Source organism: Pseudomonas poae RE*1-1-14 (assembly GCF_000336465.1).
Lineage (GTDB): Bacteria > Pseudomonadota > Gammaproteobacteria > Pseudomonadales > Pseudomonadaceae > Aquipseudomonas > Aquipseudomonas poae.
Window position 1 is genome coordinate 437,670 of sequence record NC_020209.1, and the last position, 24,796, is coordinate 462,465.

The window sequence follows — 24,796 nt, forward strand, 5'->3', positions numbered from 1 at the left end:
AGCCTTTAAGGCGGGTACTGCTGATTTTATCAGTCTTAGCAGTTATACAAACAAGGTAGCTAGTTTTTTCTATCTCCGAATGATAGCCAAGTGCCATTATACCCCAGAAGCTTCATGTGTGCGGTTATTTACGCATGCCGACTCACTTGAAACGTTAATCAACCTGTAACGCGTTACCAATAATAAAAGCGAGCTTAATTAATGATTGACCTTATCGTTTCTCAGGGCCGTGTCGCTGACAAGACGGCACGCACGGTAGTGGGCGCCGTCCGCACGGCAATAGCATTAGAACAGCGTTACCAAATCAAGGGCAATGCGGTTGGAAAAGCGGCTCCAGCTGCTACTGACGATTGGAGCGTTAGTCTTCCCCAGGCGAGGGAGAACCTAATCGATTTGGGGGCAGCGGTCTCTGCGAGCATCAAGCGGGGGAACCTTACAATCCTGGCGTCTAACACCTGCCCGGCAAGCATCGCCACACTTCCTGTTGTAGCGCGTGAGTACCCGGACGCTGTAGTGCTCTGGATCGACGCACACGGTGACTTCAATACGCCCGAAACGACTGATACAGGCTACCTAGGCGGCATGGTGGTTTCCGCTGCGTGTGGACTCTGGGACAGCGGTCATGGTGCTGGGCTTCGCCCTGAGCAAGTGATCCTGATCGGGGCAAGAGACGTAGACCGAAGCGAGCGCGAACTGCTCAACAGAGCAGGGGTGCGGATCATTCCCCCGGCGCAAGTAACGCCGCAAACAGTATTGAATGCCATTAACGGCGCGCAAGTCTGGGTGCATATCGATTGGGATGTACTCGAACCCGGCTTCGTGCCCGCCGATTACCAAGTCCCTGACGGTGTATTCCCGGCACAACTTCGGGCGCTGTTTGAGGCTATTCCGTTGAAGCAAATTCTGGGCATCGAACTGGCCGAATTTAATGCACCTACTGACGATGCCAGCAATAACAAGGCGCTTTCAATCATTCTCGATATCGTAGCTCCGGTCTTCGAAAAGTTGGCGGCCGAGCGCACCCTTTAATATAGAAGGATTCGCGTAGCGGGGGCAGGTATGACCTGGAGCGTGAGATATAACCTCTTTGGTCAGTTAAACCTGAACGGCTACAGCCGTCCGCTCAACAGGAGTAGCAGCTATCAAACATTCATCAACCCTACATGTCAGCAAAATGCACGGCGCTGGCAACGACATGATTGTGTTGGATTTGCGCGATGCACAAGCGCCCTCTGCAGAACTGTGTCGCGCACTAGCTGATCGCCATACTGGCGTTGGCGGCGACATGATTCTCGGTGTCAAAGCCCCGCGGAGTGCAAACGCTGTCGCCTCCTACGAAATCTGGACAGCGGATGGCTCTCTATCGCAACAATGCGGTAACGGCGCTCGTTGCATTGCTGCTTGGGTCCTTCGCGCGGGCTTGGCGCGGGGCCCACGGTTCGCGCTTGACAGTCCAAGCGGCACGCACGACGTAGAGGTGCTTGAGGGCCAATCTTTTCGGATCGCAATGGGCGTACCGCAGTTCGCACCAGACCGGATTCCCTTGGTCGGCTTTGATAGCGAACAGGACCAGTATGAAACTGACCTCGGCGACGGATTGAGCGCGCGTTTCGCAGCTGTTTCAACGGGCAATCCACATGCAGTGATCGAAGTAGACAATATAGCGCTCGCTCCCGTTGCTCAAATCGGCCAAGCCCTTCAGAAGTCAGACTTCCTTCCGCCAACAGTCAATGTTGGCTTCACTGAAATCGTATCCCGCGACCGCATTAATTTGCGCGTTTACGAATTTGGCGCAGGCGAGACCCTGGCCTGCGGCAGCGGTGCTTGCGCTGCAGCGGCGACACTGATGCGCCTGGGGCGCATTAATCGCAGTGTTACGGTTGCTCTGCCAGGCGGCGAGCTTCACATCAACTGGCCAGACGCCAATGAACAAATCACGTTGGCCGGCCCTGCCACTTTCGTCTTTGAAGGAGAATTCTTATATGCCTCTCTACGATAACATTCTTGAAACGATCGGCCGTACGCCTATCGTCAAACTACACCGTCTCGCACCAAAGCATGTAACCGTTTACGTGAAGGTGGAGTCGTTCAATCCTGGCGGCTCAGTGAAGGACCGCCTCGCACTCTCTGTAGTCCTTGACGCCGAAGCGAAAGGGCTGCTGAAGCCCGGCGACACAATCGCCGAATGCACCTCCGGCAACGTTGGCATCGCACTGGCTATGGTGGCCGCAGCGCGCGGCTATAAATTCGTGGCCGTGATGTCCGACGCTTACTCGCTGGAGAGGCGCAAGCTGATTCGTGCCTACGGCGGCAAAGTGATCCTCTTTCCTGGCGCACTGGGCAGCAGCGGCGGCAATCGCATAGCGGACGACCTGGCCAGGAAACATGGCTGGTTCCGCGCCAATCAGTTCGAAAACCCGGCTAACCCGGCCTACCACCGCGAAACGACAGCGGCAGAAATCCTCAGCGATTTTGCCGGCAAGCGATTGAATTACTTCGTTACCGGTTTCGGCACGAGCGGCACTCTGACGGGCGTCGGCCAGATGTTGAAACTCGCGCGTCCTGAGGTGCGGATCATCGCTGCCGAACCTGCAAATGCCGCGCTGTTGTCGGGCCAGCCGTGGAATCTGCACCGGATTCAAGGCTGGGCCCCTGACTTTGTGCCTGGCGTGCTCGATCAAAGCGTAATCGACGAGCTCGTGCCGATTGACGAAGTATTGGGCAGAGACACCGCGCTCCGTCTTGCCGCTGAAGAAGGCATATTCGCAGGCATTTCCGCTGGCGCTACTTTGGCGACCGCGCTGAAAATCGCAGAAAGCGCGCCGAAGGATTCGGTATTGCTCGCCATGCTGCCGGACACCGGAGAACGCTACCTGTCCACTTTCTTGCTGGAAGGGATGAACGAAGGCTCGGACGATGAGTGGCTTGCTTCGCTGGACGTCGCGCCTTGCTTCGCATGAACATGAAACATTCTCCTCCTGAATGCTCAAGCAACGGTGTCGCTGCGCATTCTCTTCGCCTGGAAGAAAGCCATTGCACAATGGGAGTAGGTGTATGAGGGAATTCATTCCTCTTTCAACACGTTTCATCGACCTGCCCGATGGCTTTGAGATGAAGCGCGGCGGTGTGCTACACGGTGCGCGCATCGCCTATGAAGTGTTCGGACTGTTAAACGCCGCACGCGATAACGTAATCCTGATCCTCACGGGGCTCTCACCAGATGCGCACGCCGCCGCCCATGCGGACGACCCGACCCCGGGCTGGTGGGATGCCATGTTGGGGCCAGGCAAGCCCATTGACACCAATCGCTGGCATGTGATTTGTGTCAATTCGCTGGGTAGTTGCAAGGGTTCAACCGGGCCAGCCTCAGTCGATCCAAATACGGGCAAGCCATATCGGCTTGAGTTTCCTGAGTTGTCTATAGAAGACATCGCCGATGCTGCGGTCGTCGCGGTGCGGACGTTGGGTTTTGAACGCCTGGCCTGTGTGATCGGCGCGTCCATGGGGGGAATGAGCGCCCTGGCTCTGTTGGATAGGCATCCTGATTTGGCACGTAGCCATATCAATATTTCCGGAGCGGTGCATTCGCTACCTTTTTCGATCGCCATCCGGTCACTGCAACGCGAAGCCATCAGGTTTGATCCAGATTGGAAGCAAGGTCAATATTGCGAGGAGCATTATCCGCAACGTGGCATGGTCACGGCACGCAAACTCGGTGTCATCACCTATCGCTCGGCACTGGAATGGAACACTCGTTTCGGCCGCGCGTGTATGGACTCGGATTGTCGCCTTGATGAGAAACCTTTCGGGCCTGAATTTGAGGTAGAAAGTTACCTGGAGTGCCATGCACACCGCTTCTTCAGGTCCTTTGACCCCAACAGCTATCTCTACTTGAGTCGCTGCATAGATTGGTTTGATCTTGGCGAATCCTGCGGTAGCAATGCTGACGAAGCTCTGTCTCGGTTGCGCATTGAAAAGGCGCTGGTGATCGGCGTCCAGACAGACATCCTGTTCCCGTTACAGCAACAGCGGCAAATTGCCGAAGGTTTGCGTGCCGGCGGTGCAGATGCGCAATTCCTATCGCTGGAGTCACCAGAGGGGCACGACGCCTTCTTGGTTGATCCCGGCCGCTTTGGTCCGCCAGTGGCAAGTTTCCTGTCAGCGTTACAGCCTGCCTGATAAACCTCGAGTGTCAGCCCTTCTCCTGCCTTCAAGATGGAGCACAAGATTTGTCCACACATCCATTAAAAATAGCCCTCGTCACCGGCGCCAATCGTGGCATCGGATTCGAAATTGTGCGTCAGCTTGCCGAGAGCGGCGTCAGCGTGTTTCTCACCGGCCGCAACTACAAGGCCTCAGTCGAAGCTGCGACGAAATTGCAAAGTGCCGGTCTCGATGTTGAGGCCCTCGCTCTCGACGTGACGCAGTCGGACAGCATTTCTGCTGCCGCCGCGCACGTTGCTGCCAAGCACGGACGCTTGGACATCCTGGTCAACAATGCGGCTATTCGCATTGAGCAATATGGGAACCAGCCGTCAGAGCAACCGTTGAAACAATGGCGAGAAACATTCGACACCAATCTGTTTGGCGTCGTAGAGGTCAGCATTGCTTTTCTCCCGCTGATTCGGAAGTCCACGGCAGGACGTATCGTTAATATCTCCAGCCTGCTCGCGTCGCTAAGTACACACAGCAACCCGGACTCGTATGCCTATAGTCCTATGTTCAAGTCCCTCCCGGCTTATAGCGCCTCCAAAAGCGCGGTTAACTCCTGGACCGTGCACTTGGCTTACGAATTACGCGATACACCGGTCAAGGTCAACGCGGTGCATCCTGGCTACACCAAGACTGATATGAACGAAGGGGAAGGCGATCTCGATATCCCGACCGGTGCCAAAACAAGCGTCAGAATGGCTCTGTTAGATGACGACGGTCCAACTGGCTCTTATGTGCACATGGGAGACACTGTGGCATGGTGATTATTGCTGCCGCGTTTGCCATGTGCTAGCCCTCCCTTTGTGTCTAGTAATTCAACACTGAATATCTGACACCAGATCCATAAACACCCACCCCTCTTCGACGTTGGATTCGCTCTATGATCAGCCTTGCCTTAGTTACCGATGAAGCCAGTCTTCCAATTGATTACGACATGCCGCTGTTGCTTGATGCCTGCCAGGCGACCGGCTTTAATACAGAGGTCTGTATCTGGGAGGACCTAAACATTGATTGGTCTCGTTTTGATGCAGTTCTATTGCGTTCTCCCTGGAACTGCATCGAGCAACTGCCTGAGTTCCTGATCTGGTGCGATCATGTGGCTGCCGTCACCAATTTGTTTAATTCTGTCTCGGTCGCGCGCTGGGGGCTGGACAAACTTTACTTGGCTGATATTGCCGCTCGCGGTGTGCCCATTATTCCAAGCCAGTTTGTTGAACCCGGGACAGATCCTGCATTGGCGCTCAAGGCTTTTCTCACAGCCTATCCCGGAACCGAGGAGATTGTAGTTAAACCCACAGTGGGTTCCTACTCTAGGGGGGTCCAGCGTTACACTCGACCGCGGGAAGCTGAAGCGGCCGAACATATCGCCAAACTGCTCGGCAAGGGCTGCCATGTGATACTGCAACCCTATATAGACTCGATTGATCAATATGGTGAAACTGACTTGATCTATTTCAACAACGTCTACAGTCATGCTATCCGCAAGAGCGCTATGCTTATGCCGGACGGTACGGTGAACGTCCCTACGCTCGAGTTTCGCAAAGCACGAACAGCCAACGAAGAAGAGCGCGCCGTGGCTTTAGCTGCGCTCAACGCGGCGGCATCGCATTTGGGCCTTGAAAAACCGTTGCTCTACGGACGCGTCGATCTTATTCGCGACGTTAACGGCAAGCCGATGGTGATGGAAATGGAGATTTGCGAACCCTCTTTGAATCTACCGTTCGGTGAAGGCAGTGCATTGCGATTTGCGCAAGCGCTGAAGGAACGGCTGCTGGCTTAAACCAAAGAGGCGGCAGTGCTGATTCTTGCGGTAAAGTCTTGCACTGCCCGCATTATTTTTCCGCGGCTTGTCGACATCGACTGTGGTTTTTACCAACGGAATGGCTGTATCCGTTTCCTCAGGATCCTCTTTTGAACGGCTTTCACGTCGAATATCGTAGGAGTGATGCAGTGGCTCGCTCATCCCCAGAACTTCAAGGCAGAGGAACGTCGTACCATTATTGATCCAGCGACCGCGCATTTTTAGCCGTGCGGATCCTTCAAATCAAGGTTGCACCTGCAGACTCGTTTCGTTCTTCCCTCGGGCTCGGGCGTTGTCGAGTTGCGCGTACAGGTTCTTGGCGGCGAGCTCAGTTTTTAGGTTGTACTGAACCATGGTCAAGAACAGCGCATCCTCGTCAGGGATCCCTCGCGCAGGACTGACAGCCCAGGTTTCAGGATCTTTATATTCAAATATCGCATAGAGGGTCTCGAGAACCTTTCGCCATGGGTAGGTCACTGAGACTCTTGCCATGTCTGATGTGGACCCATAGCAACGGTAAAGACATTCGACGCAGGGAATGAGCAGGTTTTTTTCTTTGGGGAGTGGAAAGTTGAGCAGATCACTCATCAGTCGGATTCAATCATGTTCGCGCCAATTCGCTTGGGTCGGGATCGGGCTCCAGCAGGAAGATTTTCCAATCTGGTCGCTGTAGGCGAGGGCGGCTGAGCTGATCATAGCAGTCTTGCGACGATTTTCTAGGGACACCTGTCCAGGGGTTCCATTGTCTCTTCTGTTGGGCCGCCGCCAATGGCTGAAGTAGCGCTTGTCCTGATCTTCTGTGATGTCCGGCCGGGCTTCTAGCCGGACGTCCAAGTGCGGTGTCGCTGCACGGGTCGCGATCGTTGGAGTGTTGTTGTTCAGCTGTGCAAGGAACTCGTTAGGGTTCAGGCGATTGAATGCTTCGCCGTTACGTGTTCTCAGCAAATTTGCGAGTCGCTTGTAATCCTCCGTGGGGAAATAGTTCGAGATCTCATAAGTTTCACTGACGTCAAATAGGAAAAATTCGGATTGAGGATGCGCCACTGTTCCACGACTGACCATCGAGAGCTTGTATGGTCGTTCGCCAGTGGAAAAGATGCACTCGAACTCCACAGTGCCGTGTTGGCTGCGAAAGCTTTGGTGCTCAATCGGCTCTCCATACTGATTCAACTGACCGAGCATGCTTCTGTGCAAGATTTCAAGGTTGGTCATTCTCAACTGTGTACCCTCATAACGGTAATCTCAAAACAACGGGCCCAGAAACGTCGGCAATTCAGCGTTTCACGCTCGCAGATCTGCTCATCGCGTATCTTCATAATCACCAAACGGCGCTGCGTAACCTGGCGATTGCCTTCGAACACTACAACGAGCAGCATCCGGACAGCGCTTTGAAACTCGCTCGCCGAGGGAGTTCAGGCGCTCGGCGGCAGCATCAATTTAACGGGGAGTAGGTATCCGGTTCGGTAGGGGCAAGTCCAATGCCTGCGCCTCCAGATGACACCGGACATGCTCGGCGCCACCGGACGCTCTGGCCGGCAGCAGCGCCTGGGGCCGATCACAGCCCACGGTCGCTTTCGGGCAACGATCGCGGAAAAAACAGCCGGTGGGCAGGGTGCGATTGCCGGGCAACTCAGTCGGTGCGGAAGCATGCGCATCGTCCACGCTGACTCCCAGGCGGGGCACGGCCTCGAGCAGCAATTGCGTATAGGGATGGCGCGGGTGCTCCAGCACTTGCGCCGCGCTGCCCAGCTCTACAATCTGCCCCAGGTACATGACGGCCACCCGGTCAACCATGTGGCGCACCACGGAGACGTTGTGGGAAATCAGGATGTAGGTCAGTCCCCGCGTGCGCTGCAATTCTCTCAACAGATTGAGGATTTGCGCCTGAACGGAAATGTCCAGGGCAGAGGTGGGTTCATCGAGCACGATAATGTCCGGATCCGACGACAGAGCGCGGGCGATCGCGATGCGTTGGCGTTGTCCTCCGGAAAACTGATGAGGGTAGCGGTCAAGGTACTCTGTCCTGATGCCGACTTGGGTGGCGACTTTCGCGGCGATCTCGCGCATGTCGCGATGGGGCGTGCGACCCTGCACGAAGAGCGGCTCAGCGATGATTTTCCAGACCGGCAGGCGCGGGTCCAGCGACGATTGCGGGTCTTGGAACACGATCTGCACATGACTGCTGCGTTCGCTGTCGCTGCCATAGAGCCAGTCGAGCTTGCCGGTTGTGGGCTTGATCAAGCCCATCAACAGTTGCGCCAGGGTGCTCTTGCCGCAGCCCGACTCGCCCACGATGCCCAAGGTTTCACCGGCCTGCACATCCAGATCAATGCCATTGAGGGCGTGGGCGAGCGCTTTGGGCCTGCCCAGCCAGTCAGTGCCCATCGGGTAATGCACCCTGACGTCCTGCAACCCCAGGATGGCCGGGCGAGGTGACGCGGTTACATCATTCATGACTGCAACTCCAGGGAAGAGGTCCGGGGCGTTTGGTCCAACCAGCAAGCGCTTTGATGACCTGTCTCGGCATCAAGGGCGCGAATCGGCGGCCGTTCGGCACAACGCGGCATTGCATGGCCGCAGCGGTCGCGAAACGTGCAACCCTCGGGCAGCGCGGATAGGTTGGGCACTTGGCCGGGGATGGTCATCAGGTCCTGGCCTGGCTCGACCTGCTCGGGCAGGCCACAGAGCAAACCCTTCGTATAGGGATGGCGTGGGTCAGCCATCACCTGGGCGGTCGTGCCTTGCTCAACCACCGCGCCGGTGTACATAACATACACACGGTCGCAGAACTGCGAAACCAGGGCCATGTCATGGGTGATCAGCAGAATCGCAGTGCCGCGTTGGCGCGCCTTTTCGCGCAGCAGCAGCAAGACCTGGCGCTGCACGGTTACATCGAGCGCGGTGGTCGGTTCGTCGGCGATCAGCAACTGCGGATCACAGGAGAACGCCAGCGCGATCATGACCCGCTGACGCATGCCGCCGGACAGTTCGAAGGGATAGCTGTGCATGACCTGTTCGGGATCGGCAATGTGCATATCCCGCAGCAGGGCGATGGCTTTCGCGCGGGCGTCGGCCCTGCTCAGTTGCTGGTGATGGATGATCACATCGAGCATCTGGCGGCCAATGCGCCGGGTTGGGTTGAGCGCCGTCATCGGTTCTTGAAAAATCATCGCTACGTGTTTGCCACGCACCTTAAGCAGGTCTTTTTCTGGTGCGGAGAGCATGTCGCGCCCGAGAATATGCAGCGCCCCGCTTTTTACCTCATAGGCGCGCTCGGGCAGCAAACGCATGCTCAGCATGGCGGTCACCGATTTCCCCGAGCCTGACTCGCCGATCACGCCGACAATTTCGCCGGCCTTGACTTCCAGGGAGACACCGTTGAGCGCTTTCACAGTGCTGCGATAGGCCGGGAATTCGATGTGCAGGTTGTCGATGGACAGCACGGAGTCGGGCGAGGGAGCGATGACGCGTGATTGAATGGACATGCTCATTTCCCCCGTTGACGTGGGTCGAGCAGGTCGCGTACGCCGTCGCCCAACAAGTTGAATCCGGTCGCCGTTATCAGGATTGCGACCCCTGGAAAGGTGGAATACCACCATTGGTCAAGAATATAATTGCGCCCGGTCGCGACCATGGCGCCCCATTCGGCGGTCGGCTGCTGGGCGCCGAGGCCGATGAAACCCAAGGCGGAGGCCATCAATATCGCGCTGCCGATATCCAGGCTCAGTTGCACCAGCAGGGGTGGCATCGCGTTGCGAGCCACATGCCAGCTCACCATGTGCCAGCGCCCCGCGCCGAAGGTCTCGGCGGCTTTCACATAACCCATCTGCCGAATGCTCAGGGCCTGGCCGCGCGCCAGGCGCACATAGAACGGAATCCGCACCAGGGTAATCGCCAGCATCGCATTGAACAGGCTGGGCCCCAGCGCCGCGGCCAGGGCCATGATCAGCACCAGTGACGGCACTGAAAGCATGATGTCCATCACGCGCATGATCAGGCTGTCGAAGCGCCCGCCGATGATCCCGGACAGACAGCCGAGCAGGCCACCTGCCAGGCACGCGGTAAAGGCCACGAACAGGCCAACGCCCACCGATTGCTGGCTGCCGTACAAGACCCGGCTGAACAGGTCGCGGCCGACTTCATCGGTACCGAACCAGTGTTGCGCCGAAGGCGCCGCCAGCCGCTGCGCCAGGTTCAACGCGTTGGGGTCATGGGGCGCGAGCCAGGGCGCGAACAGCATCACCATCAGTACCGCCAGCGTGATCAGCAGCCCGGCCATGGTCAGAGGGCTGCGCCGTAGCTGGTGGGCCAGGTACGCAAGTTTGTCCTGCCAACGGTTCATTTTTGGCAACGGCGTCACTGAGGGCGCCATCAGGGAGTCAGTCATGGTCAGTTGACCTCGCCAATGCGTGGGTCGATCAAGCGATACAGCAGATCGATCGTCATGTTGAGCAGCACGTAGATGAACGACACCAGGATGGCGAAGCCCATGACGGCGGGGAAATCCAGGGATTGAATCGATTTGACCACGTAGGCGCCCATGCCCGGCCAGGCGAAGACGGTCTCGGTCAGCACGGCGCCATACAGCAAATCGCCGAGGGTCAAACCCAGCACAGTGATCGACGGAATCAGGGCATTGGGCAGCGCGTGGCGCAGAATCACGGTCCATTTCGATAACCCGTAGGCGCGTGCCGTGCGTATGTAATCTTCGCCGAGCTGATCGAGCATCGCCGAGCGAATCTGCCGCGCGATGATCCCCAGGTTGACAAACCCCAGGGTGATTGCCGGCAGGATCAGGTGTTTGACGGCATTGGAAAACAGTGCCGTGTCCCCGGCAATCAACGCGTCGATCAGGTAGAAACCGCTGAACGTGGGGGGCGGGGTTATGCCTTCATCCAGCCGTCCGCTGCCGGGGAGCCAGTTCAGGTGGCCGTAGAACATCACGATCAGGCCCAGGCCGAGCCAGAAGGCCGGGGTCGAGATACCGGTCACCGCCAATGTTCGCGCGACCTGGTCGATAAAGCGGTTGTGGTAGACCGCCGACAACACGCCGAGCGGGACGCCCACCAGGATCGACAACGTCAGCGCCGCGAAGGCCAGCTCCAGGGTGGCGGGGAAGAACGCCTGCAAATCCTCGAGCACCGGGCGGCTGGTCCGGATCGAGGTGCCAAGGTCGCCATGAAACAGGTCGAGCATGTAGCGCCCGTATTGCTGATACAGCGGCAGATCCAGGCCTAATTGATGCCGAATATTCTCGACAATCGCATCCGTGGCCCGGTCACCCGCGATCAGGCGTGCCGGATCGCCCGGGATCAGGTGGGAAATCGAAAAGGTGATCAGCGAAACGCCGAACACCACCAGGAGGAGGCCGCCGAGGCGTTTTCGCAGGATATTCAGGAAGGCCATGGGGCACCTCGGTCACACGGTGAATGGGCAGAGCAAAAAGGATCTTGCGCGCATGGCGTTGCAGCGGCCCCGCGCTAGTTGCGGGGCCGCTGCCAGCGACACGGCCTTACTTGGTGATCGTGCCGATGTTGAAGACTTGTTCAAGCATCGGGTTGAACACATACCCTTTGATCTTGTCGCTCATCGGCAAGGTGTAGGCTTTCTGATAGAGGTACGCGTAGACGCTGTCGTTGAGTACGATCTTCTGCGCCTGTTGATACAGCTCAACACGCTTGGCTATCTCGTTGGTGGTGGCCGACTCACGAATGAGCTTGTCGACCGCCGGGTTTTCGTACATCGAACGGTTGCCCGCCAGGCCCTTGAGCTTGGAGTCGAAAAAGAAATTCATGAACATGTAGGGGTCGGCAAAGTCCGGACTCCATGAGCCGATGGCGACGTCGAAATCACCTGAGCCCAGGCGTTCGCGCATGCTGGCGTTGGCCAGTTTTTCCATCTTCAGGTTGACGCCGAACGACTGCAGGCCGGCTTGCAGGGTCAAGCCGATGGGCTCCCAGTTCGGGTCTTTGTCGGAATACATGAACGTCAGGTTGCTGACCTTCGGCGAGACCTTGGCCAGGTCCGCCTTGGCTTTGTCCAGGTCCTGTTTCAGCACCGGCAGCGTTTCGTCATATGCCCACATGCCTTGAGGGATCGGGCCGTTCAGCGGTTTTGCCTTGCCCCCCAAAATGCCCTGGATAATGCCGTTGTAGTCGACCGACTCGATAATCGCGCGACGCGCATCCGGGTTGCTCATCGGGGCTTTTTGAGTGTTCAGGTAAAGCATCGTCACGCGCAGCGAAGGGTAATCGCCGATCACGATTCCGGGCTTTTTCGCCAGGGCCTGGAGCTGGTCTTCGGGCATGTCTTCGATAATGTCCAAGTCGCCATGTTCCAGTTGCAGGCGGCGTACCGAGGCTTCGCCGATGATCTTGACGACCACTTTGTTCAGGGCCGGTTTGGGGCCGGCGTAGTAGCTGTTTTGCTCTAGGGTCAGCGCCTGGCCTTTCTGCCAGTTGACCAGTTTGAACGCGCCGGAGCCGGCGGTATGCGTCGACAAATAGGTCTCGGCACCTTCGGGTTTTTTGGCCACGGCCGGGTTGACGATGGCCGCGCCGTTGTGCGCCAGGGTCGACAAGAACGGCGCGTACGGCGCTTTCAAGGTAAAGCGTACGGTCATCGGGTCGACCGTGCTGACGGCCATGTCATCGGGGAATGCACCCGACGGCCCTTGTTTGAGTTTCATCACGCGATCGAAGGAAAACTTGACCGCCTCGGCATTCACCTCGGTTCCGTCATCGAACTTGTTGCCGGGCTTGAGCTTGAATTCCCAAGTCAGATTGTCCGGCGAGGTCGACCAACTGGCGGCGAGTTCACCCTGGACTTCGGTGCTGCCTTTGCCGTTCTCGGTCTTGTAGGTCACCAGGCGCTGATAAGCCGGGTAGGTGATTGCCCAATCGTTATTATCGATGGTCACCGCCGGGTCGAGCGTCTGCGGATCGGACGGTTTGCCGATCATCAGCGTGTCCTGAGACAAGGCCGCGCTTGCCGATTTCCAGGTGCCGAGGCCCATGGCGGTGACGAAAACAGCCATCGCCAGATGACGAGGTGCAAGGATTGATTTCATGCCGGTTCCTTTATCGTTCGATGTATGGAATTTTTTCCAGGTTTATTATTGGCGCTATACCGGGCAGTAAAAATGGGAGGCCGGAGGGCATCCCAGGCGTGCTATCCACTTTAATCCGTGAAGTGGCAACGTGTTCTAAGCAGGGATTCATCGATGTCCCGGTCGGGTGTCACGCTTATTGAATCAATGGGCGGGAGCAATGGACTGATCATCGATCAGTGGGTATTGCTCCGCGTCAGGCAGTTCGTAATGCCACCACTCGCTGTCGATATAGGTGAACCCCGAGGCGAGCATGATGCCCAGCAGCAGCAATCTATTGCGTTGCACCTGCGGTGGAAGATCAGGGTAAAACTGGTGTGATTTTTTGCGCATATCGTCAAAGCCGGTGCCCATATCCAATGCCTGGCCATTCGCGTCGATCAGCGTCAGATCGACCGCCACGCCTCGACTATGGTGCGAGCCCAGGGCCGGGTCGCGAACGTATTCAGCATTGGGCAGGGCGGCCCACAACAGGTATTGAGCGTACGGCGGCCTGTAGGCATCGAGAATACGCAGGCTCAAGCCGGCCTGGTGGGCCAGTTGGCAGGCCTTGCGCAGGCAGGCCTCCGCATCGGGGTGTAACAGACAGCGCGGGTCCTGATAAATCCGCTTGCCCGCCAGATTATGGGCACCGGCATAGATCAGATCGATCTCGATTTTCAACGCTTGGGCATCGATTTCGATGAGGGGGTTGTTATTCACTTCACGGCTCCAACACAGGCATTAATGTGGCACGGCTATGCCTTAATCAAATTGACCAAACAGTTTTTGCAATTCGCGGTTCTTGGCCAGGCGTTCATCAAGGTGGTTACCTAGTTTTTCAGCCACCGCGGAAACGATGAGGTTGAGCAGGCAGGAAAGCGGTGCCAGCGAGTCCCAGAACTGCCCCACGTCCGAATCCAGTTGAAGCAGGTCGTGGGGGTAGTCTCGCGCCCAGGGGCATTGAAAATCGGTAATGAAGGCCAGCGGCAGTTTTTGCTGATGGGCCACATCGCAGAAGGTCCGCGCCACGGCCGAGTACATACGGAAATCGGCAATCACCGCGTAGGGATTGTCGAACCGGGAGTTGAGTGACTCGGCATAAGTCCCTGACAAACCGTCCACGTAATAGACCTTGGGCCGGATGTATTCTAAATGGCTGAAGAAGGCATTCAGAATGCCGCGAGTCGACTGAATGCCTACGATAAACACGGCATCCGCGGCGCAAAGTCTGTCGACGATTTGTGAGAAGGTGGTGCCACGCGCCAGCGCATACACTCGCTGGACGGCTTCGACTTCGCGCTTCATCGAGCGTTCGAGGGGATCGCCATGGATCTTTTCTTCGCGAAACGCCCCCAGCCTGTCGGTGATGACCCAGGCACTTTCGTCATCGTCACGCAGGCTTTTCTTCACATCATCGATGTTGCGGTAACCCAGTGAGCGCAAGAAACGCCCGACCGAGATCCCTGTGGTTTCGGTCTGTTGGGCGATGCTGTCGGCGGTCTCGAAAGGCAACTTTTGCGGGTTGGCCAGCAGGTAGCCGGCAATCCGTTTACCTGTCGGCGTGAGGTCGGAAAACCGCTTGTCCAGCATTTCCAGGAAACCGGTCTTGTCCATGAGTAATCCGCAGTAGGGATAAAAAATCAGACTATGAGTGTTATTAGACGATCATTTTTGTCCTGCGTGTTATCAAGGTAACATGTGGAAAGAATGATGGCATAGTGTTTTTTAGCGCTTTAATCGTCCTGTTGTTAACGCCAGCGCTGAATTGCCCTACGTGCTGACGGGGATTAACCTACCCTCAAGTCAACACAAATCCAGTAAAAGGAGTGGTTCGCAAGGAGTCTGCCCGGGTCAGTGATATCTCGGCAACTGGGTCAATTCGGGGCCGGCGCCAACACTTAAGCGAGTTTGGGACTTTTCGTCGACTTGCGCTTCAGGTAGAGGGGAGCGTACATCTGGTGACTGGCTGATCTGGGAACCGACACTGAAATCCGAGGCCGGTGATTTTCCAAGCGCTTTTTCGAGAACCACACCTGTGATGTCTTTTTTTTGCGAAGGTCCAGCTCTCCCATTTTGTAAACACCGTGAGAAGTGCGATATAAAACGGCACTTTCTTGAGTTGCTATGCCTTGGAAGCAAATAATTTGGTCCAGATCTTCCAAACGCCATCTGTCGGAGCGGGTCAGGGCTGGTGGGCATAGCATCTGCACATGACTGATCACAACGTCAGGAGCAGCATTCAGATAGTACTGAAGTTCATACGCACAGCTGACCATCGCGGCGCGATCACTCATCCCTGTCTGGGCTGAGGTATGGTGATAAGAAAGCCCACCCCCTCTAGCTCACAGTGTGTCCTGGTGAAAACTTTACGTTCTGCAGGGTCAAGTATATATATCAATTGCCAACCCATTCCCGATTCAGTCCGTGCCGCTCGTACACCCACAGTGAAAAAACATTCGGTATCGCAGTACGCATCTCGACTGCGTTGTGAGTGTTTGAGGATTTGTAGAACGTTCCTGGAAGGATGAGGATTCCAAGCTTTCGCGCTATATATGCATGGTATACCCCCCACGATGTGATGCGTCAAAGCGTGGCTTTATTCTCTCTTTTGTGAGTACACGGAAGAGAGATGGATTATTTGGAGGCTTTAGGGCAGGTCATAAGGGAAGTCCGGGTTGCTGCTGGGCTCAGTCGAGAGGGCTGTGCACAAGTCCTAAATCGAGATCATCTTGCCAAGGTCGAACAAGGGCGTCAGGCCATTTCCATTCTCAAATTCTATTCTTTATGCGAGTGCCTGGGCATCTCCCAAAGCCTTTTGCTTATGGCTGTAGAGGCGCGCATGGTTGGGGTCGAGTTGGAAGCCTATCGGCATCAGCAAGAATGTGATTTAAACCGACTGCTCGGAGCTGGCCTGCTGAGTAGTGTTATCAATCATGGCGCGAGCCGTGGGGTACGTGGAAAGCGGGCAGAAGATAATCGTTTGGCCATCCAGACTTTGCAATCCGAAGGATTAGCAAAAATGGAGATCGTGCGTAGACTGGGTGTCAGTCGCGCCACAGTCGACCGTTATTGGCTTAAGCGATGAGCTACCAAGCACTCCCGAGGGGGTTGTAATCCTAGAAATATTCCAAACAGTCCCATTACGCTGGAGCTTAGTTTGCATAAGCTCCAAGCGCTTACTAAACGGTCAATCACGCCCGCTCGAAGGCCCAGACCTATTTCATCCTTCAGTCCCAGCGGCTTCAGTAAGCTCGCTCAAAGCGCCGACATTGTTTTTGAAAGCTGCTGCGAACACTGAGCGATTTTTAGCCATGTAGATGCTCACATCTTCTGCGTGTTTCTCAGATATCCCCGGTACATGCTTCATCAGTGTGTCCGTGAGCAGCTCCGCCAGCTCAAGCATTTGATCATGCGCATCAGCGAGTTTGCGGTCCACAAAAGTAGTCTCCAGGTCTCGGGTACTGCGATAAAGAGTCTCAACTGCCATTTTTGGCCTCGTCGTCTGTCTGTTTGTCCAGTGTGTATGAGGAAGCATTGTTCAAAGCAAATGCTGGCCGATGAATCTTGCGAACTGTTTCACTAAAGCCCTACGAGCTAACTAGGCAGGGTGGCAAAAGCGAAAACTAGGCAGGGTAATTGGTTTCGAAGGACGATCTCTCTCCATTTGGATGCGTAGGCTACTGATATCACGGCAGTTTTAGAGGCACCTATCCCCGACCAATGGCTATCTAGGCAGTCCACTAGTCCGCAAAATCAAGAACAAACGCTCCAGATCTCGGCTGCTGCGGTATACCACTTCGACGGCCATTCACCACCTCACATGCCTTCACGATAGATGTCTTTTGCGACTACTGTATTTATATACAGCGAAAAGCATAAGCCAAACGCAGCGGTTTGGATAGCAGGTTTTTAATGTAGTGGGGAAATGCGGGTTTGCTACTACGGGTATTGGAGCAAGTCGCGCCAGCCTGATGCCTCTTACAGACTGTTCGCACGCTAGTGGGGCGGCCAAAAAAAAGGTCGCGCAAGCCTGGATTTTTCCTGTTACTCACTTCATCGCTTGGAGCACGGCAGTAAAAGGGCCAGCGGCTAGATTCCTTCCTCATCGACAACGGAGCCTTCAATGGACACTTCCTTTTCCTCTGGTACCCACGCAGACAACGAAGAGCAGGCCGATGGCTAGGATCCTTTCGGTTTACACGCCCGCCAACGGTAGCCATGAGCGACTGCTTCTCGGATGAGCGTAATATTCACTTTTCCAATTCCCAGACGTGCCCCGTCGCACCCCGCCGCCCTCTCACTTCCCAGCACTGGTCTTTTTTCTGCATGCAGAATAACCGTCACGTCCATCCCGCATTATCCGGTCGAGTCGACCTAAGGAAGCACTATCGTGAAAATCAACTGGGCCGAAAGGCTGCGCCGGCAGGTCCACGGGCTGGCCGAGTCCCTGGGCAATCTGTTTGTCGAAACCTTCCACTATCTGGCGCTGTTCGCCATTGGTGCGGTGACCGCGTGGGCAGCGGTGATGGAGTTTCTGGGGATGCTGGAGAACGGGCACATCAAGATCGATGACATCTTGCTGTTGTTCATCTACCTGGAGCTGGGCGCGATGGTCGGGATTTATTTCAAGACGAAGGTATACGTTACTAACATTCTTAGTCATGGCTACCAGATGCTTGCAAACCACGCTAATGCGAGGCAATGGCGAGCATGAGCCGCTTCTGATACGCCGTGTGGTTGGCTTGATTTGCTTAATTTATGAACAGTGGTGGGTACGATGACGCAAGAAGTGAAATGGGCTGAAAGCCTGCGCAAAAAACTGCATGGTGGTGCTGACTCAATCGGCAATTTGTTTGTAGAAGCGTTTCATTACCTCGCTTTGTTTGGAATCGGGGTAGTGACTGTTTATGCGGGAATTTCTACCTTTATAGGAATGTTGCAACAACCTAAAATTTCTGTAGATGATATCTTACTGCTTTTCATTTTTCTTGAATTGCTAGCGATGAGTGGCATTTACTTTCGAACTAATCACATGCCCTTACGTTTTCTTCTATACATTGGCGTTACGGCACTGATTCGTTTATTGATCAGTGACGTTTCTCATCACAATGCGCCGGATACCGGAATTCTCTATGTGTGTGGTGGTGTGCTTCTACTTGCTGTGTCGATTTTGGTGGTTAGGTATTCTTCTTCAAAATACCCATCAGTAAAAGAAAAGACTGATTGAAGATTTAATGTGGGTTGGGGTTTAAGATTTTTGAAAAGGGGGGAGGGAGTTTTTGACTCCCTCTAAATCGAATTTTCTATGTGCTTAATGTTAGAGTTGATGCGGATTTAAGTAAAATGTCAAGATGGTGGCTCCAGATGTTATGGTTCTTCATCTTCTCGATAACCTCCAAGAGGTCGTCGTCGTTTAATGCGATTGTGGCTGTAGTTGCTGAGTATATGGCAGAGGGTTGACATTCTAGAAGAATAGTTTCAACGATTCCGGCTAATTTGTTTCTTCTACGAGTTGTTTTGGTGTTGATCCAAAGTTCTAGTCTTTCTGTAGCGGTTTCGATTGATGTTTGTAGTTGTTGTCCGATATCAAATCGTTTTATAACTAGCCGTTCGGAGTTGTTTAGATCTGCTGCGTCAATCGTGGACTTTCCAAGCTCAGTGACGCCCTTCAGTTTATAGAGTTTAAGCTTGAGATGCTCCCTTGGATTTATGTCGTAGGGGTTTATTAATGGTTCGTCTTCGACGTCGTGATCGCCTTTGGCGATGTTGCATCTTTTGCACGATGGGAGAAGATTAAGCCATTCGATGACTAAGTCTTGATACTTGTTTTTGTACTTGAAATGCTCAACTTCCATGTATTTGCTTTCTTCGGAGACGCAGCATTCGCAGTAAGCACATTTTTCATGGCTGGATTGTAAAAGTGGCTTTTTTATTTCTTCTTGATTCCAGACACTATCGCCAGTTTCTTTAAATTTCCTCGTTAACTCTGCGGCTTTTTCGTTGGAGAGGAATGTAGGTTTTTTTATCCTTTCAAGTTTTATCATGGCTTTATCCTTTCAGTGCGCCTAACTGAAAGGCAAGAAGCTTTCTTAAATGATTTTCTGGGTGTAGTAAACTGTCGAGTTTTTCATAAGCGGCGCTGGCGTCACTGTAATTGTCGTCATCAACGGCTTTTTCAAATTCTTTTAGAGTTTTGTGATAAATAAGAGTACGAGTGTCTTCCATGCCCATTACATCTTTTAGAACTTCTTCAATTGTCCACCCTTGAAAGCCATACTGAGTTTCTGGAAGGGTCCTTCTAAACACATGACCATTATCTGTTTGTAGTGCAATTACCTCATCTAACTGTGCTGCTTGTATTACATGAGGACTGTGGGTCGACACAATAAATTGTGACTTCGGAAACGCAATAGTCAGGATTTTTGCTATTTTGGCTTGCCAGTCTGGGTGTAAGTGAAGTTCGATTTCATCAATAAGTATTACTCCGGAGAACTCATCGGCCTTTACCTCCAGTTCCTTAAATCTGAATTCTAACTCTTTTACGATGCCAAATAATATTGAAAGGCAAGATTTGAAGCCTGATGATAAGTATTCATATAGTATTTCACCGGCAGGAGTGCTGACCATTATCTCGTTAGAGCTTGCATCAACTCTGCTGAATTTATAGTTTGAGTTTAATATTCCAAAAAATTCTTTGGCTAAGCTGATGTTGTGCAACTGGGCGCCGGTGAGTGAGTCTGAATGTGCTGAATATAAGTGCCGATTGACGAACCAGTTTTTAACCTCTGAAATATTAAGGCCGCTTATGTTTTCAGTTGAGATCTTAGCGGTATCCTTACGGACGTCTTTAGCTACAGCATCCAGCGGCTGATAATTAAATGTTCTGGCTACCTTGAGGGATAGTAAGTTTTTGGCTCGGTGTTCAATAGGTTGGGTATAGGCGTTACCTCGAGCGGGCAAAAATTCAGTTACTTTAAATCCTGCAGATTCTGTTGAGGATATATCATCTATCCAGGCGAGAACTTCTCCCTCTGAAGAGTCGGCGCGACGTTTTAGAATTGGTACAAACTGGCCAGAGAAGCTTTGTGCAATACACTCTAATATTGTGGTTTTTCCTATGCCATTTGGCCCGCAAATTATGTTCATGTGTCTGTTGAATTCGATCTGTAGGCTGTCTATGTTTGCTACGTTGCGAATATCTATCTTTGTTAGATGCATAGTCCCTTACGTCCGATTTGTGTATGTATTTGTTGGATTGTATTGCGAGTTTCAGTTTTAGCTTTTTAAGCTTTTGTTGTATGTTATCTTGTTTGCGAGTTTTGCGCAATTTCTGTTGTGTTGAGGGTTTGAGTTGAAGTTTATAGAAGTGTAAAAGCGGTAAGTTTTCCGTATAATATTTTCTACTGCGTAAGTCTGGAGAACTCCATCAATAGCTGAATCTCTTAAATTTCGAGTTTAAGCTCTAATGAGTAAGTTAGCTCGTTTCGCACAGACGTGAGCAATTCGGAACATGCCTAATTGCCTTGGCTAGTCATGCCACTCATGTGCTCGCAGGTAGATTTTTCCGCCTATCTTACGAATATCAAGGCGTACTTCACTCTATATCCATGAGGTTTACGCGGTATTCCTTAGGGCTAAGATAGGAGTCACTGTCGTCAAGACCAACCACATGCCGGTGCGCTTTCTGATCTACATGGCGATCACCGCGCTCACGCGTCTGTTGATCTCGAACGTGTCCCATCACAACCCGCCGGACCTGGGCATCATCTACCTGTGTGGCGGCATTCTGTTGTTGGCGTTCGCGATTCTGGTGGTGCGCTATGCCTCGTCGGCTTTCCCGTCTGTGAAAATCGAAGGCCCGCGTCGCAAAGGCGAGGCGAGCCTGGAAACCGAGAAGGGCGAGCTCTAGAGCCCGGCGCTGAAGGGCTGGTTACGTGGGGGCGGTGGCTGCAGCATTTTGTGGCTGTCGCCATCGGTCATCACCGTCAGGATATCCATGGCGCTGTGGCCCTGCTCGATGGCGATGCCGAACTGGATGCTCTGCACCAGGCGTTTGAGCCTTTGCGGATCGTTGCGCTGTTCGGCGCTGATCATGCGCTTGGCCACCACGCCTTCTTCATTGGAGAGGGTGAGCATGATGCTGCCGTCCAGCCGTTGGATGCTCAGGTTGACGCGGTATTGGGGGCTGAAGGTGTCGGTGATGATCTGAAAAGGATTGTCCATGGTGCGTTACCGCCTGATAAGAACATGCAGTCATTGACGACCGGTGTCGGGATTGGTTCGCATTGCCTGACCACCGGTCACTCCGTCGCTGAGGGTTCACAAGGTCCGTTTTCCTCAATAGCTGTACAGCAAAGGGCGTGCCGTACAACGGTCTCTGTTACAAGCAGATGCAACTGTGGGAGGGGGCTTGCTCCCGATAGCGGTTTATCAGCCAATGGATACTTGGCTGACACGCCGCTATCGGGAGCAAGCCCCTTCCCACATGGATTCGGCGATGGGGTGGAGAGGGGTGACCTGTTTCAGGGCAGCGCCGATAAAACGGTCGCTTGCAGCGCACTCAGCACTCCACCCAGTTGACCGCCAGGCCGCCGCGTGAGGTTTCCTTGTATTTGTCGTGCATGTCGGCACCGGTGTCGCGCATGGTGCGGATCACCCGGTCCAGTGAGATGAAGTGCTTGCCATCACCACGCAAGGCCATTTGCGTGGCGTTGATGGCCTTGACCGCCGCGATGGCATTGCGCTCGATGCACGGCACTTGCACCAGGCCGCCGACCGGGTCGCAGGTGAGGCCGAGGTTGTGTTCCAGGCCGATTTCGGCGGCGTTTTCCAGCTGCTCGGGCGTGGCACCGAGGATGTCGGCCAGGCCTGCGGCGGCCATGGCGCAGGCCGAGCCGACTTCGCCCTGGCAGCCGACTTCGGCACCGGAAATCGAGGCGTTTTTCTTGCACAGGATGCCGACGGCGGCAGCAGCCAGGAAGAAATTCACCACATCATCGTCAGACGCATCGGGGTTGAACTTCATGTAGTAATGCAGCACCGCGGGGATGATACCCGCCGCGCCATTGGTCGGCGCGGTGACCATGCGCCCGCCGGCGGCGTTTTCTTCGTTGACGGCGAGGGCGAACAGGTTGACCCATTCCATGGCCGATAACGTCGAGGTAATGACGTTGGGCTTGCCGATCTCCAGCAGGCTGCGATGCAGTTTTGCCGCGCGACGCGGCACGTCCAGGCCGCCGGGCAGAATGCCCTCATCGCGCAGGCCCTGCTCCACGCACTCGCGCATCACCGACCAGATATGCAGCAGGCCGCTGCGGATCTGCTCGTCACTGCGCCAGGCGCGCTCGTTGGCCATCATCAATTCGGAAACCCGCAGGCCGTGTTTGTTGCACAAGGTGAGCAGTTCAACGGCGCTGGAAAAGTCGTAGGGCAATTCAACATTGCTGGTCGGTGCAATGCCCGAGTCTGCTTCAACCGCGTCGATGATGAAGCCGCCGCCGACTGAGTAGTAGGTTTGTTCGCTCAACAACCCGTTGTCACCGTAGGCGTGCAGGGACATGGCGTTGGGGTGATAGGGCAGGCTTTCGTCCAGCAGCAGGAGGTCGGTGTGCCAGTCGAAGGCGATTTCCTGCCGGCCTGCCAGCAACAGCCGGCCGGACTCGCGCAATTGCTGGATACGCGGGTTGATCGAGGTGGGATCGATCTGATCCGGCCATTCGCCCATCAGGCCCATGACACAGGCGCGGTCGGTGGCATGACCCACACCCGTCGCGGACAGCGAGCCGTATAAGCGCACTTCGACGCGGCGTGTTGCAGCCAGCACTTGCTGGTCGATCAGCGTCTGGGCAAAGGTCGCCGCCGCTCGCATCGGGCCGACGGTATGGGAGCTGGACGGGCCGATGCCCACCTTGAATAGATCAAAAACACTGATAGCCATGCTAAACCCTTACAAGCAATGGAACAGAAATCGCTGCCATCTTTTGTGGGACGAGCGCAATTGGCGTGATACTGAGCCTGTGGATTGGTGCTGACCAACGAATTATCCTAAGACACCCTTTAGCAGGACTAAACCCTATGCCGCGTCCCCTTCATGGCCAGACCTACATGTGGCTGCACGTGTTTTCCTGCGCAGCGAGGCACCTGTCGTTTACCCGCTGCGCTGAGGAATTGCACATCACGCCGGGAGCGGTCAGTCAGCAAATCCGCCAATTGGAGGAGCGCCTGGGCTTTCGTCTGTTTCATCGCCGGGCCCGTGGTGTTGAGCTCAGCGCCGAGGGGCAGCGGCTGGCGGTCACGGTGGGGGAGGCGTACGGCAGCATCGACGCCGAACTGCAGCGGCTGGATGCGGGGATGATCAGCGGCACCCTGCGGCTGCGCTCGATCCCGTCGTTTCTGGGCAAATGGCTAACGCCACGCCTGCCACGGCTGCAGCAGCGTTTTCCGGACATCCAGCTGCGCCTGGTCGCCGAAGACAGCAGCGTCGCCCTGCACGAAGGTGATTTCGACCTGGCCATCGACCTGAATGACGGCAGCTACCCTGGCCTGTTATCCACAGCCCTGCTGGATGAGCAGATTTTTCCGGTGTGCGCCCCCAGCCTGTTGCGTGGCCGCCCACCGCTGCACGGGCCGGCGGACCTGGCGCACTTTCCGTTGCTGCACGACATCACCGCCTGGCGTGGGAGTTATGAGTACGCGGAGTGGGAGTTCTACCTGAATGAAATCGGCTATCACCACGCCGATGTACGCCGGGGACACACCTTCAACCGCAACCACCTGACCATCGAGGCCGCCATCGCCGGCATGGGTGTGGCTATTGCGCGGCGCACCTTGCTCAACGATGAGCTGGAACGCGGCACCTTGATCGTGCCATTCGGCTTGGCCGTGCCCAACCATAAACGCTACGTGCTGCTGTACGCGCCGGGGGCGCTGAATCATCCGGGCGTGCGGGCGGTGCATGACTGGCTGGTGGAAGAGGCGGGGATTTTTCGCGCATTGCACCCGTCGGGCGAGGGGCAATCATGAGGAAATGTGGTCGTAAGAAGATGTAACTAACTCCCCACCCTAACAGCGTTTCTGCTTGTCGTCAGGGTAAATTTGTAATGTAGGATTTATCTTTGTTAAGGGGTTGAATTGTTTCGGCGGGTGCTCAATTGTGTAAGCAGGAGGTCATGGTTTCACCACCCCGGTGTTGCAGTTTGTGATCTCTGGCGAGCTAGCTGAAATAAGGGAAGAACTATGCAAATCCAAGTCAATAGCGATAACCATATTGAAAGCAGCATCCGACTGGAGGAGTGGGTACGTACTACCATCGAAAGCACGCTCGAACGTTATGAAGAAGACCTGACCCGCGTTGAGGTTTACCTGCGCGATGAGAACGGCGACAAGCCGGGTCCCCACGATTTAAGTTGCCGCCTGGAAGCACGGCCAAAGGGCCATCAGCCGCTGTCGGTCCTGCACAAGGCCGATACCCTGGAACAGGCAATCGACGGTGCAGCCACCAAGCTCGATCACGCGCTGGAGCACTTGTTCGGCAAACTGCAAGGCAAGCCCCGCGCTGCCACGAAAAACCAGCCGATCAATAAAGTGAATGAAGACGCGCTGGAACAGGAATTCCTGGAAAACGAAAACGCCGCGATCAATAGCTGACGGTTTTTTCACCCCCCCTGATAAAACGGGCCTGCACATGCAGGCCC

At 54.9% G+C, this 24,796-nt stretch carries 24 protein-coding genes and 3 pseudogenes; 12 read left to right on the forward strand and 15 right to left on the reverse strand.

All coding sequences use genetic code 11. The annotated features are described in order from the left end of the window. Nucleotides 1–201 precede the first annotated feature (201 nt). The 6 genes from H045_RS02005 to H045_RS02030 all read left to right on the forward strand — a co-directional run bounded on the left by H045_RS02005 (nt 202) and on the right by H045_RS02030 (nt 5,992). On the forward strand, nt 202–1,029 hold the full coding sequence (locus H045_RS02005) for an arginase family protein (protein WP_015371269.1): 828 nt from the start codon (nt 202–204) through the stop codon (nt 1,027–1,029). Nucleotides 1,030–1,195: 166 nt separating this feature from the next. After that, on the forward strand, nt 1,196–1,999 hold the full coding sequence (gene dapF, locus H045_RS02010; protein ID WP_208597732.1) for a diaminopimelate epimerase: 804 nt from the start codon (nt 1,196–1,198) through the stop codon (nt 1,997–1,999). Beyond that, a complete protein-coding gene (gene cysK, locus H045_RS02015; protein WP_015371271.1) occupies nt 1,983–2,960 on the forward strand; it encodes a cysteine synthase A in 978 nt (325 codons plus the stop codon). The genes dapF and cysK overlap by 17 nt, the downstream gene beginning before the upstream one ends. A 94-nt stretch (nt 2,961–3,054) precedes the next feature. Then, nucleotides 3,055–4,179, forward strand: a complete 1,125-nt coding sequence (gene metX / locus H045_RS02020) for a homoserine O-acetyltransferase MetX (protein ID WP_015371272.1) — start codon at nt 3,055–3,057, stop codon at nt 4,177–4,179. Nucleotides 4,180–4,229: 50 nt separating this feature from the next. Continuing rightward, nucleotides 4,230–4,976 (forward strand): SDR family oxidoreductase, encoded by a 747-nt coding sequence (locus H045_RS02025; protein WP_015371273.1) that lies wholly within the window; start codon nt 4,230–4,232, stop codon nt 4,974–4,976. 116 nt (nt 4,977–5,092) lie between these two features. After that, the gene (locus H045_RS02030) at nt 5,093–5,992 is read left to right on the forward strand and encodes an ATP-grasp domain-containing protein (protein ID WP_015371274.1); all 900 of its coding nucleotides are present in this window, start codon (nt 5,093–5,095) and stop codon (nt 5,990–5,992) included. A 264-nt stretch (nt 5,993–6,256) separates the two neighbouring features. On the opposite strand, the gene H045_RS02035 is transcribed toward H045_RS02030, so the two are convergent. From H045_RS02035 to H045_RS25660, 10 genes and pseudogenes are all read right to left on the reverse strand, one after another. Beyond that, on the reverse strand, nt 6,257–6,601 hold the full coding sequence (locus H045_RS02035) for a hypothetical protein (protein ID WP_015371275.1): 345 nt from the start codon (nt 6,599–6,601) through the stop codon (nt 6,257–6,259). A gap of 9 nt (nt 6,602–6,610) precedes the next feature. Next, nucleotides 6,611–7,225 (reverse strand): DUF6037 family protein, encoded by a 615-nt coding sequence (locus H045_RS02040; RefSeq protein WP_015371276.1) that lies wholly within the window; start codon nt 7,223–7,225, stop codon nt 6,611–6,613. 225 nt (nt 7,226–7,450) lie between these two features. Then, nucleotides 7,451–8,467 carry an oligopeptide/dipeptide ABC transporter ATP-binding protein gene (locus tag H045_RS02045; RefSeq protein WP_015371277.1) on the reverse strand — a complete coding sequence of 339 codons (1,017 nt, stop codon included), beginning with the start codon at nt 8,465–8,467 and terminating at the stop codon, nt 7,451–7,453. Further along, nucleotides 8,464–9,498, reverse strand: a complete 1,035-nt coding sequence (locus tag H045_RS02050; protein WP_015371278.1) for an ABC transporter ATP-binding protein — start codon at nt 9,496–9,498, stop codon at nt 8,464–8,466. Before H045_RS02050 ends, H045_RS02045 begins: the two co-directional genes overlap by 4 nt. A gap of 2 nt (nt 9,499–9,500) precedes the next feature. Continuing rightward, nucleotides 9,501–10,355 carry a D,D-dipeptide ABC transporter permease gene (gene ddpC / locus H045_RS02055; protein WP_425262179.1) on the reverse strand — a complete coding sequence of 285 codons (855 nt, stop codon included), beginning with the start codon at nt 10,353–10,355 and terminating at the stop codon, nt 9,501–9,503. A gap of 47 nt (nt 10,356–10,402) precedes the next feature. Beyond that, complete coding sequence (locus tag H045_RS02060; protein ID WP_015371280.1) at nt 10,403–11,419, reverse strand: ABC transporter permease; 1,017 nt, start codon at nt 11,417–11,419, stop codon at nt 10,403–10,405. A 106-nt stretch (nt 11,420–11,525) separates the two neighbouring features. Continuing rightward, on the reverse strand, nt 11,526–13,082 hold the full coding sequence (locus H045_RS02065) for an ABC transporter substrate-binding protein (RefSeq protein ID WP_015371281.1): 1,557 nt from the start codon (nt 13,080–13,082) through the stop codon (nt 11,526–11,528). A gap of 183 nt (nt 13,083–13,265) precedes the next feature. Continuing rightward, nucleotides 13,266–13,823 carry a D-alanyl-D-alanine dipeptidase gene (gene ddpX / locus H045_RS02070; RefSeq protein ID WP_015371282.1) on the reverse strand — a complete coding sequence of 186 codons (558 nt, stop codon included), beginning with the start codon at nt 13,821–13,823 and terminating at the stop codon, nt 13,266–13,268. Between the two features lie 42 nt (nt 13,824–13,865). Further along, nucleotides 13,866–14,717, reverse strand: coding sequence for a MurR/RpiR family transcriptional regulator (locus H045_RS02075; RefSeq protein WP_015371283.1), 852 nt, complete (start codon nt 14,715–14,717; stop codon nt 13,866–13,868). 284 nt (nt 14,718–15,001) lie between these two features. Next, nucleotides 15,002–15,513, reverse strand: a pseudogene (locus tag H045_RS25660) (hypothetical protein). 219 nt (nt 15,514–15,732) lie between these two features. Between H045_RS25660 and H045_RS02080 the strand changes: the two are divergent. Continuing rightward, nucleotides 15,733–16,188, forward strand: coding sequence for a helix-turn-helix domain-containing protein (locus H045_RS02080; protein ID WP_015371284.1), 456 nt, complete (start codon nt 15,733–15,735; stop codon nt 16,186–16,188). A 135-nt stretch (nt 16,189–16,323) separates the two neighbouring features. Here the strand turns inward: H045_RS02080 and H045_RS02085 are convergent, their stop codons facing one another. Continuing rightward, nucleotides 16,324–16,590, reverse strand: a complete 267-nt coding sequence (locus H045_RS02085; RefSeq protein WP_015371285.1) for a YebG family protein — start codon at nt 16,588–16,590, stop codon at nt 16,324–16,326. A 903-nt stretch (nt 16,591–17,493) separates the two neighbouring features. Between H045_RS02085 and H045_RS02090 the strand changes: the two are divergent. Further along, nucleotides 17,494–17,736, forward strand: a pseudogene (locus H045_RS02090) (phosphate-starvation-inducible PsiE family protein); the annotation flags it as partial. A 144-nt stretch (nt 17,737–17,880) separates the two neighbouring features. Further along, nucleotides 17,881–18,330, forward strand: a complete 450-nt coding sequence (locus H045_RS24275) for a phosphate-starvation-inducible protein PsiE (protein WP_081602868.1) — start codon at nt 17,881–17,883, stop codon at nt 18,328–18,330. A 76-nt stretch (nt 18,331–18,406) separates the two neighbouring features. On the opposite strand, the gene H045_RS02095 is transcribed toward H045_RS24275, so the two are convergent. Beyond that, nucleotides 18,407–19,147 (reverse strand): HNH endonuclease family protein, encoded by a 741-nt coding sequence (locus H045_RS02095; protein WP_015371288.1) that lies wholly within the window; start codon nt 19,145–19,147, stop codon nt 18,407–18,409. Between the two features lie 4 nt (nt 19,148–19,151). Next, nucleotides 19,152–20,249: an AAA family ATPase gene (locus H045_RS02100; protein WP_236277792.1), complete on the reverse strand. Its 1,098-nt coding sequence runs from the start codon at nt 20,247–20,249 to the stop codon at nt 19,152–19,154. A 508-nt stretch (nt 20,250–20,757) separates the two neighbouring features. Here H045_RS02100 and H045_RS24900 point away from each other — a divergent pair. Further along, nucleotides 20,758–21,012 (forward strand): annotated as a pseudogene (locus H045_RS24900) (phosphate-starvation-inducible PsiE family protein); the annotation flags it as partial. On the opposite strand, the gene H045_RS02110 reads toward H045_RS24900, so the two are convergent. Together H045_RS02110 and H045_RS02115 are read right to left on the reverse strand one after the other, a co-directional pair. Continuing rightward, a complete protein-coding gene (locus H045_RS02110) occupies nt 21,009–21,326 on the reverse strand; it encodes a DUF3509 domain-containing protein (protein WP_015371291.1) in 318 nt (105 codons plus the stop codon). The pseudogene H045_RS24900 and the gene H045_RS02110 sit on opposite strands and share 4 nt — an antisense overlap. Nucleotides 21,327–21,663: 337 nt before the next feature. Beyond that, the gene (locus H045_RS02115) at nt 21,664–23,040 is read right to left on the reverse strand and encodes an L-serine ammonia-lyase (protein ID WP_015371292.1); all 1,377 of its coding nucleotides are present in this window, start codon (nt 23,038–23,040) and stop codon (nt 21,664–21,666) included. Between the two features lie 137 nt (nt 23,041–23,177). On the opposite strand from H045_RS02115, the gene H045_RS02120 reads away from it, so the two are divergent. Continuing rightward, entirely contained in the window at nt 23,178–24,125 is a 948-nt protein-coding gene (locus H045_RS02120) for a LysR substrate-binding domain-containing protein (RefSeq protein WP_003234157.1), read from the forward strand. 213 nt (nt 24,126–24,338) lie between these two features. Further along, nucleotides 24,339–24,749 (forward strand): HPF/RaiA family ribosome-associated protein, encoded by a 411-nt coding sequence (locus H045_RS02125; protein WP_003234155.1) that lies wholly within the window; start codon nt 24,339–24,341, stop codon nt 24,747–24,749. The last annotated feature ends 47 nt before the right edge of the window (nt 24,750–24,796 follow it).

Excerpts from the sequence above, each read along its gene's own strand:
- H045_RS02005 (WP_015371269.1), top strand. The coding sequence starts at position 202 with ATGATTGACCTTATCGTTTCTCAGGGCCGTGTCGCTGACAAGACGGCA.
- dapF (WP_208597732.1), top strand. The coding sequence starts at position 1,196 with ATGATTGTGTTGGATTTGCGCGATGCACAAGCGCCCTCTGCAGAACTG.
- cysK (WP_015371271.1), top strand. The coding sequence starts at position 1,983 with ATGCCTCTCTACGATAACATTCTTGAAACGATCGGCCGTACGCCTATC.
- metX (WP_015371272.1), top strand. The coding sequence starts at position 3,055 with ATGAGGGAATTCATTCCTCTTTCAACACGTTTCATCGACCTGCCCGAT.
- H045_RS02030 (WP_015371274.1), top strand. The coding sequence starts at position 5,093 with ATGATCAGCCTTGCCTTAGTTACCGATGAAGCCAGTCTTCCAATTGAT.
- H045_RS02035 (WP_015371275.1), bottom strand. The coding sequence starts at position 6,601 with ATGAGTGATCTGCTCAACTTTCCACTCCCCAAAGAAAAAAACCTGCTC.
- H045_RS02040 (WP_015371276.1), bottom strand. The coding sequence starts at position 7,225 with ATGACCAACCTTGAAATCTTGCACAGAAGCATGCTCGGTCAGTTGAAT.
- H045_RS02045 (WP_015371277.1), bottom strand. The coding sequence starts at position 8,467 with ATGAATGATGTAACCGCGTCACCTCGCCCGGCCATCCTGGGGTTGCAG.
- H045_RS02050 (WP_015371278.1), bottom strand. The coding sequence starts at position 9,498 with ATGTCCATTCAATCACGCGTCATCGCTCCCTCGCCCGACTCCGTGCTG.
- ddpC (WP_425262179.1), bottom strand. The coding sequence starts at position 10,355 with ATGAACCGTTGGCAGGACAAACTTGCGTACCTGGCCCACCAGCTACGG.
- H045_RS02060 (WP_015371280.1), bottom strand. The coding sequence starts at position 11,419 with ATGGCCTTCCTGAATATCCTGCGAAAACGCCTCGGCGGCCTCCTCCTG.
- H045_RS02065 (WP_015371281.1), bottom strand. The coding sequence starts at position 13,082 with ATGAAATCAATCCTTGCACCTCGTCATCTGGCGATGGCTGTTTTCGTC.
- H045_RS02075 (WP_015371283.1), bottom strand. The coding sequence starts at position 14,717 with ATGGACAAGACCGGTTTCCTGGAAATGCTGGACAAGCGGTTTTCCGAC.
- H045_RS02080 (WP_015371284.1), top strand. The coding sequence starts at position 15,733 with ATGGATTATTTGGAGGCTTTAGGGCAGGTCATAAGGGAAGTCCGGGTT.
- H045_RS02085 (WP_015371285.1), bottom strand. The coding sequence starts at position 16,590 with ATGGCAGTTGAGACTCTTTATCGCAGTACCCGAGACCTGGAGACTACT.
- H045_RS24275 (WP_081602868.1), top strand. The coding sequence starts at position 17,881 with ATGACGCAAGAAGTGAAATGGGCTGAAAGCCTGCGCAAAAAACTGCAT.
- H045_RS02095 (WP_015371288.1), bottom strand. The coding sequence starts at position 19,147 with ATGATAAAACTTGAAAGGATAAAAAAACCTACATTCCTCTCCAACGAA.
- H045_RS02100 (WP_236277792.1), bottom strand. The coding sequence starts at position 20,249 with ATGAACATAATTTGCGGGCCAAATGGCATAGGAAAAACCACAATATTA.
- H045_RS02110 (WP_015371291.1), bottom strand. The coding sequence starts at position 21,326 with ATGGACAATCCTTTTCAGATCATCACCGACACCTTCAGCCCCCAATAC.
- H045_RS02115 (WP_015371292.1), bottom strand. The coding sequence starts at position 23,040 with ATGGCTATCAGTGTTTTTGATCTATTCAAGGTGGGCATCGGCCCGTCC.
- H045_RS02120 (WP_003234157.1), top strand. The coding sequence starts at position 23,178 with ATGCCGCGTCCCCTTCATGGCCAGACCTACATGTGGCTGCACGTGTTT.
- H045_RS02125 (WP_003234155.1), top strand. The coding sequence starts at position 24,339 with ATGCAAATCCAAGTCAATAGCGATAACCATATTGAAAGCAGCATCCGA.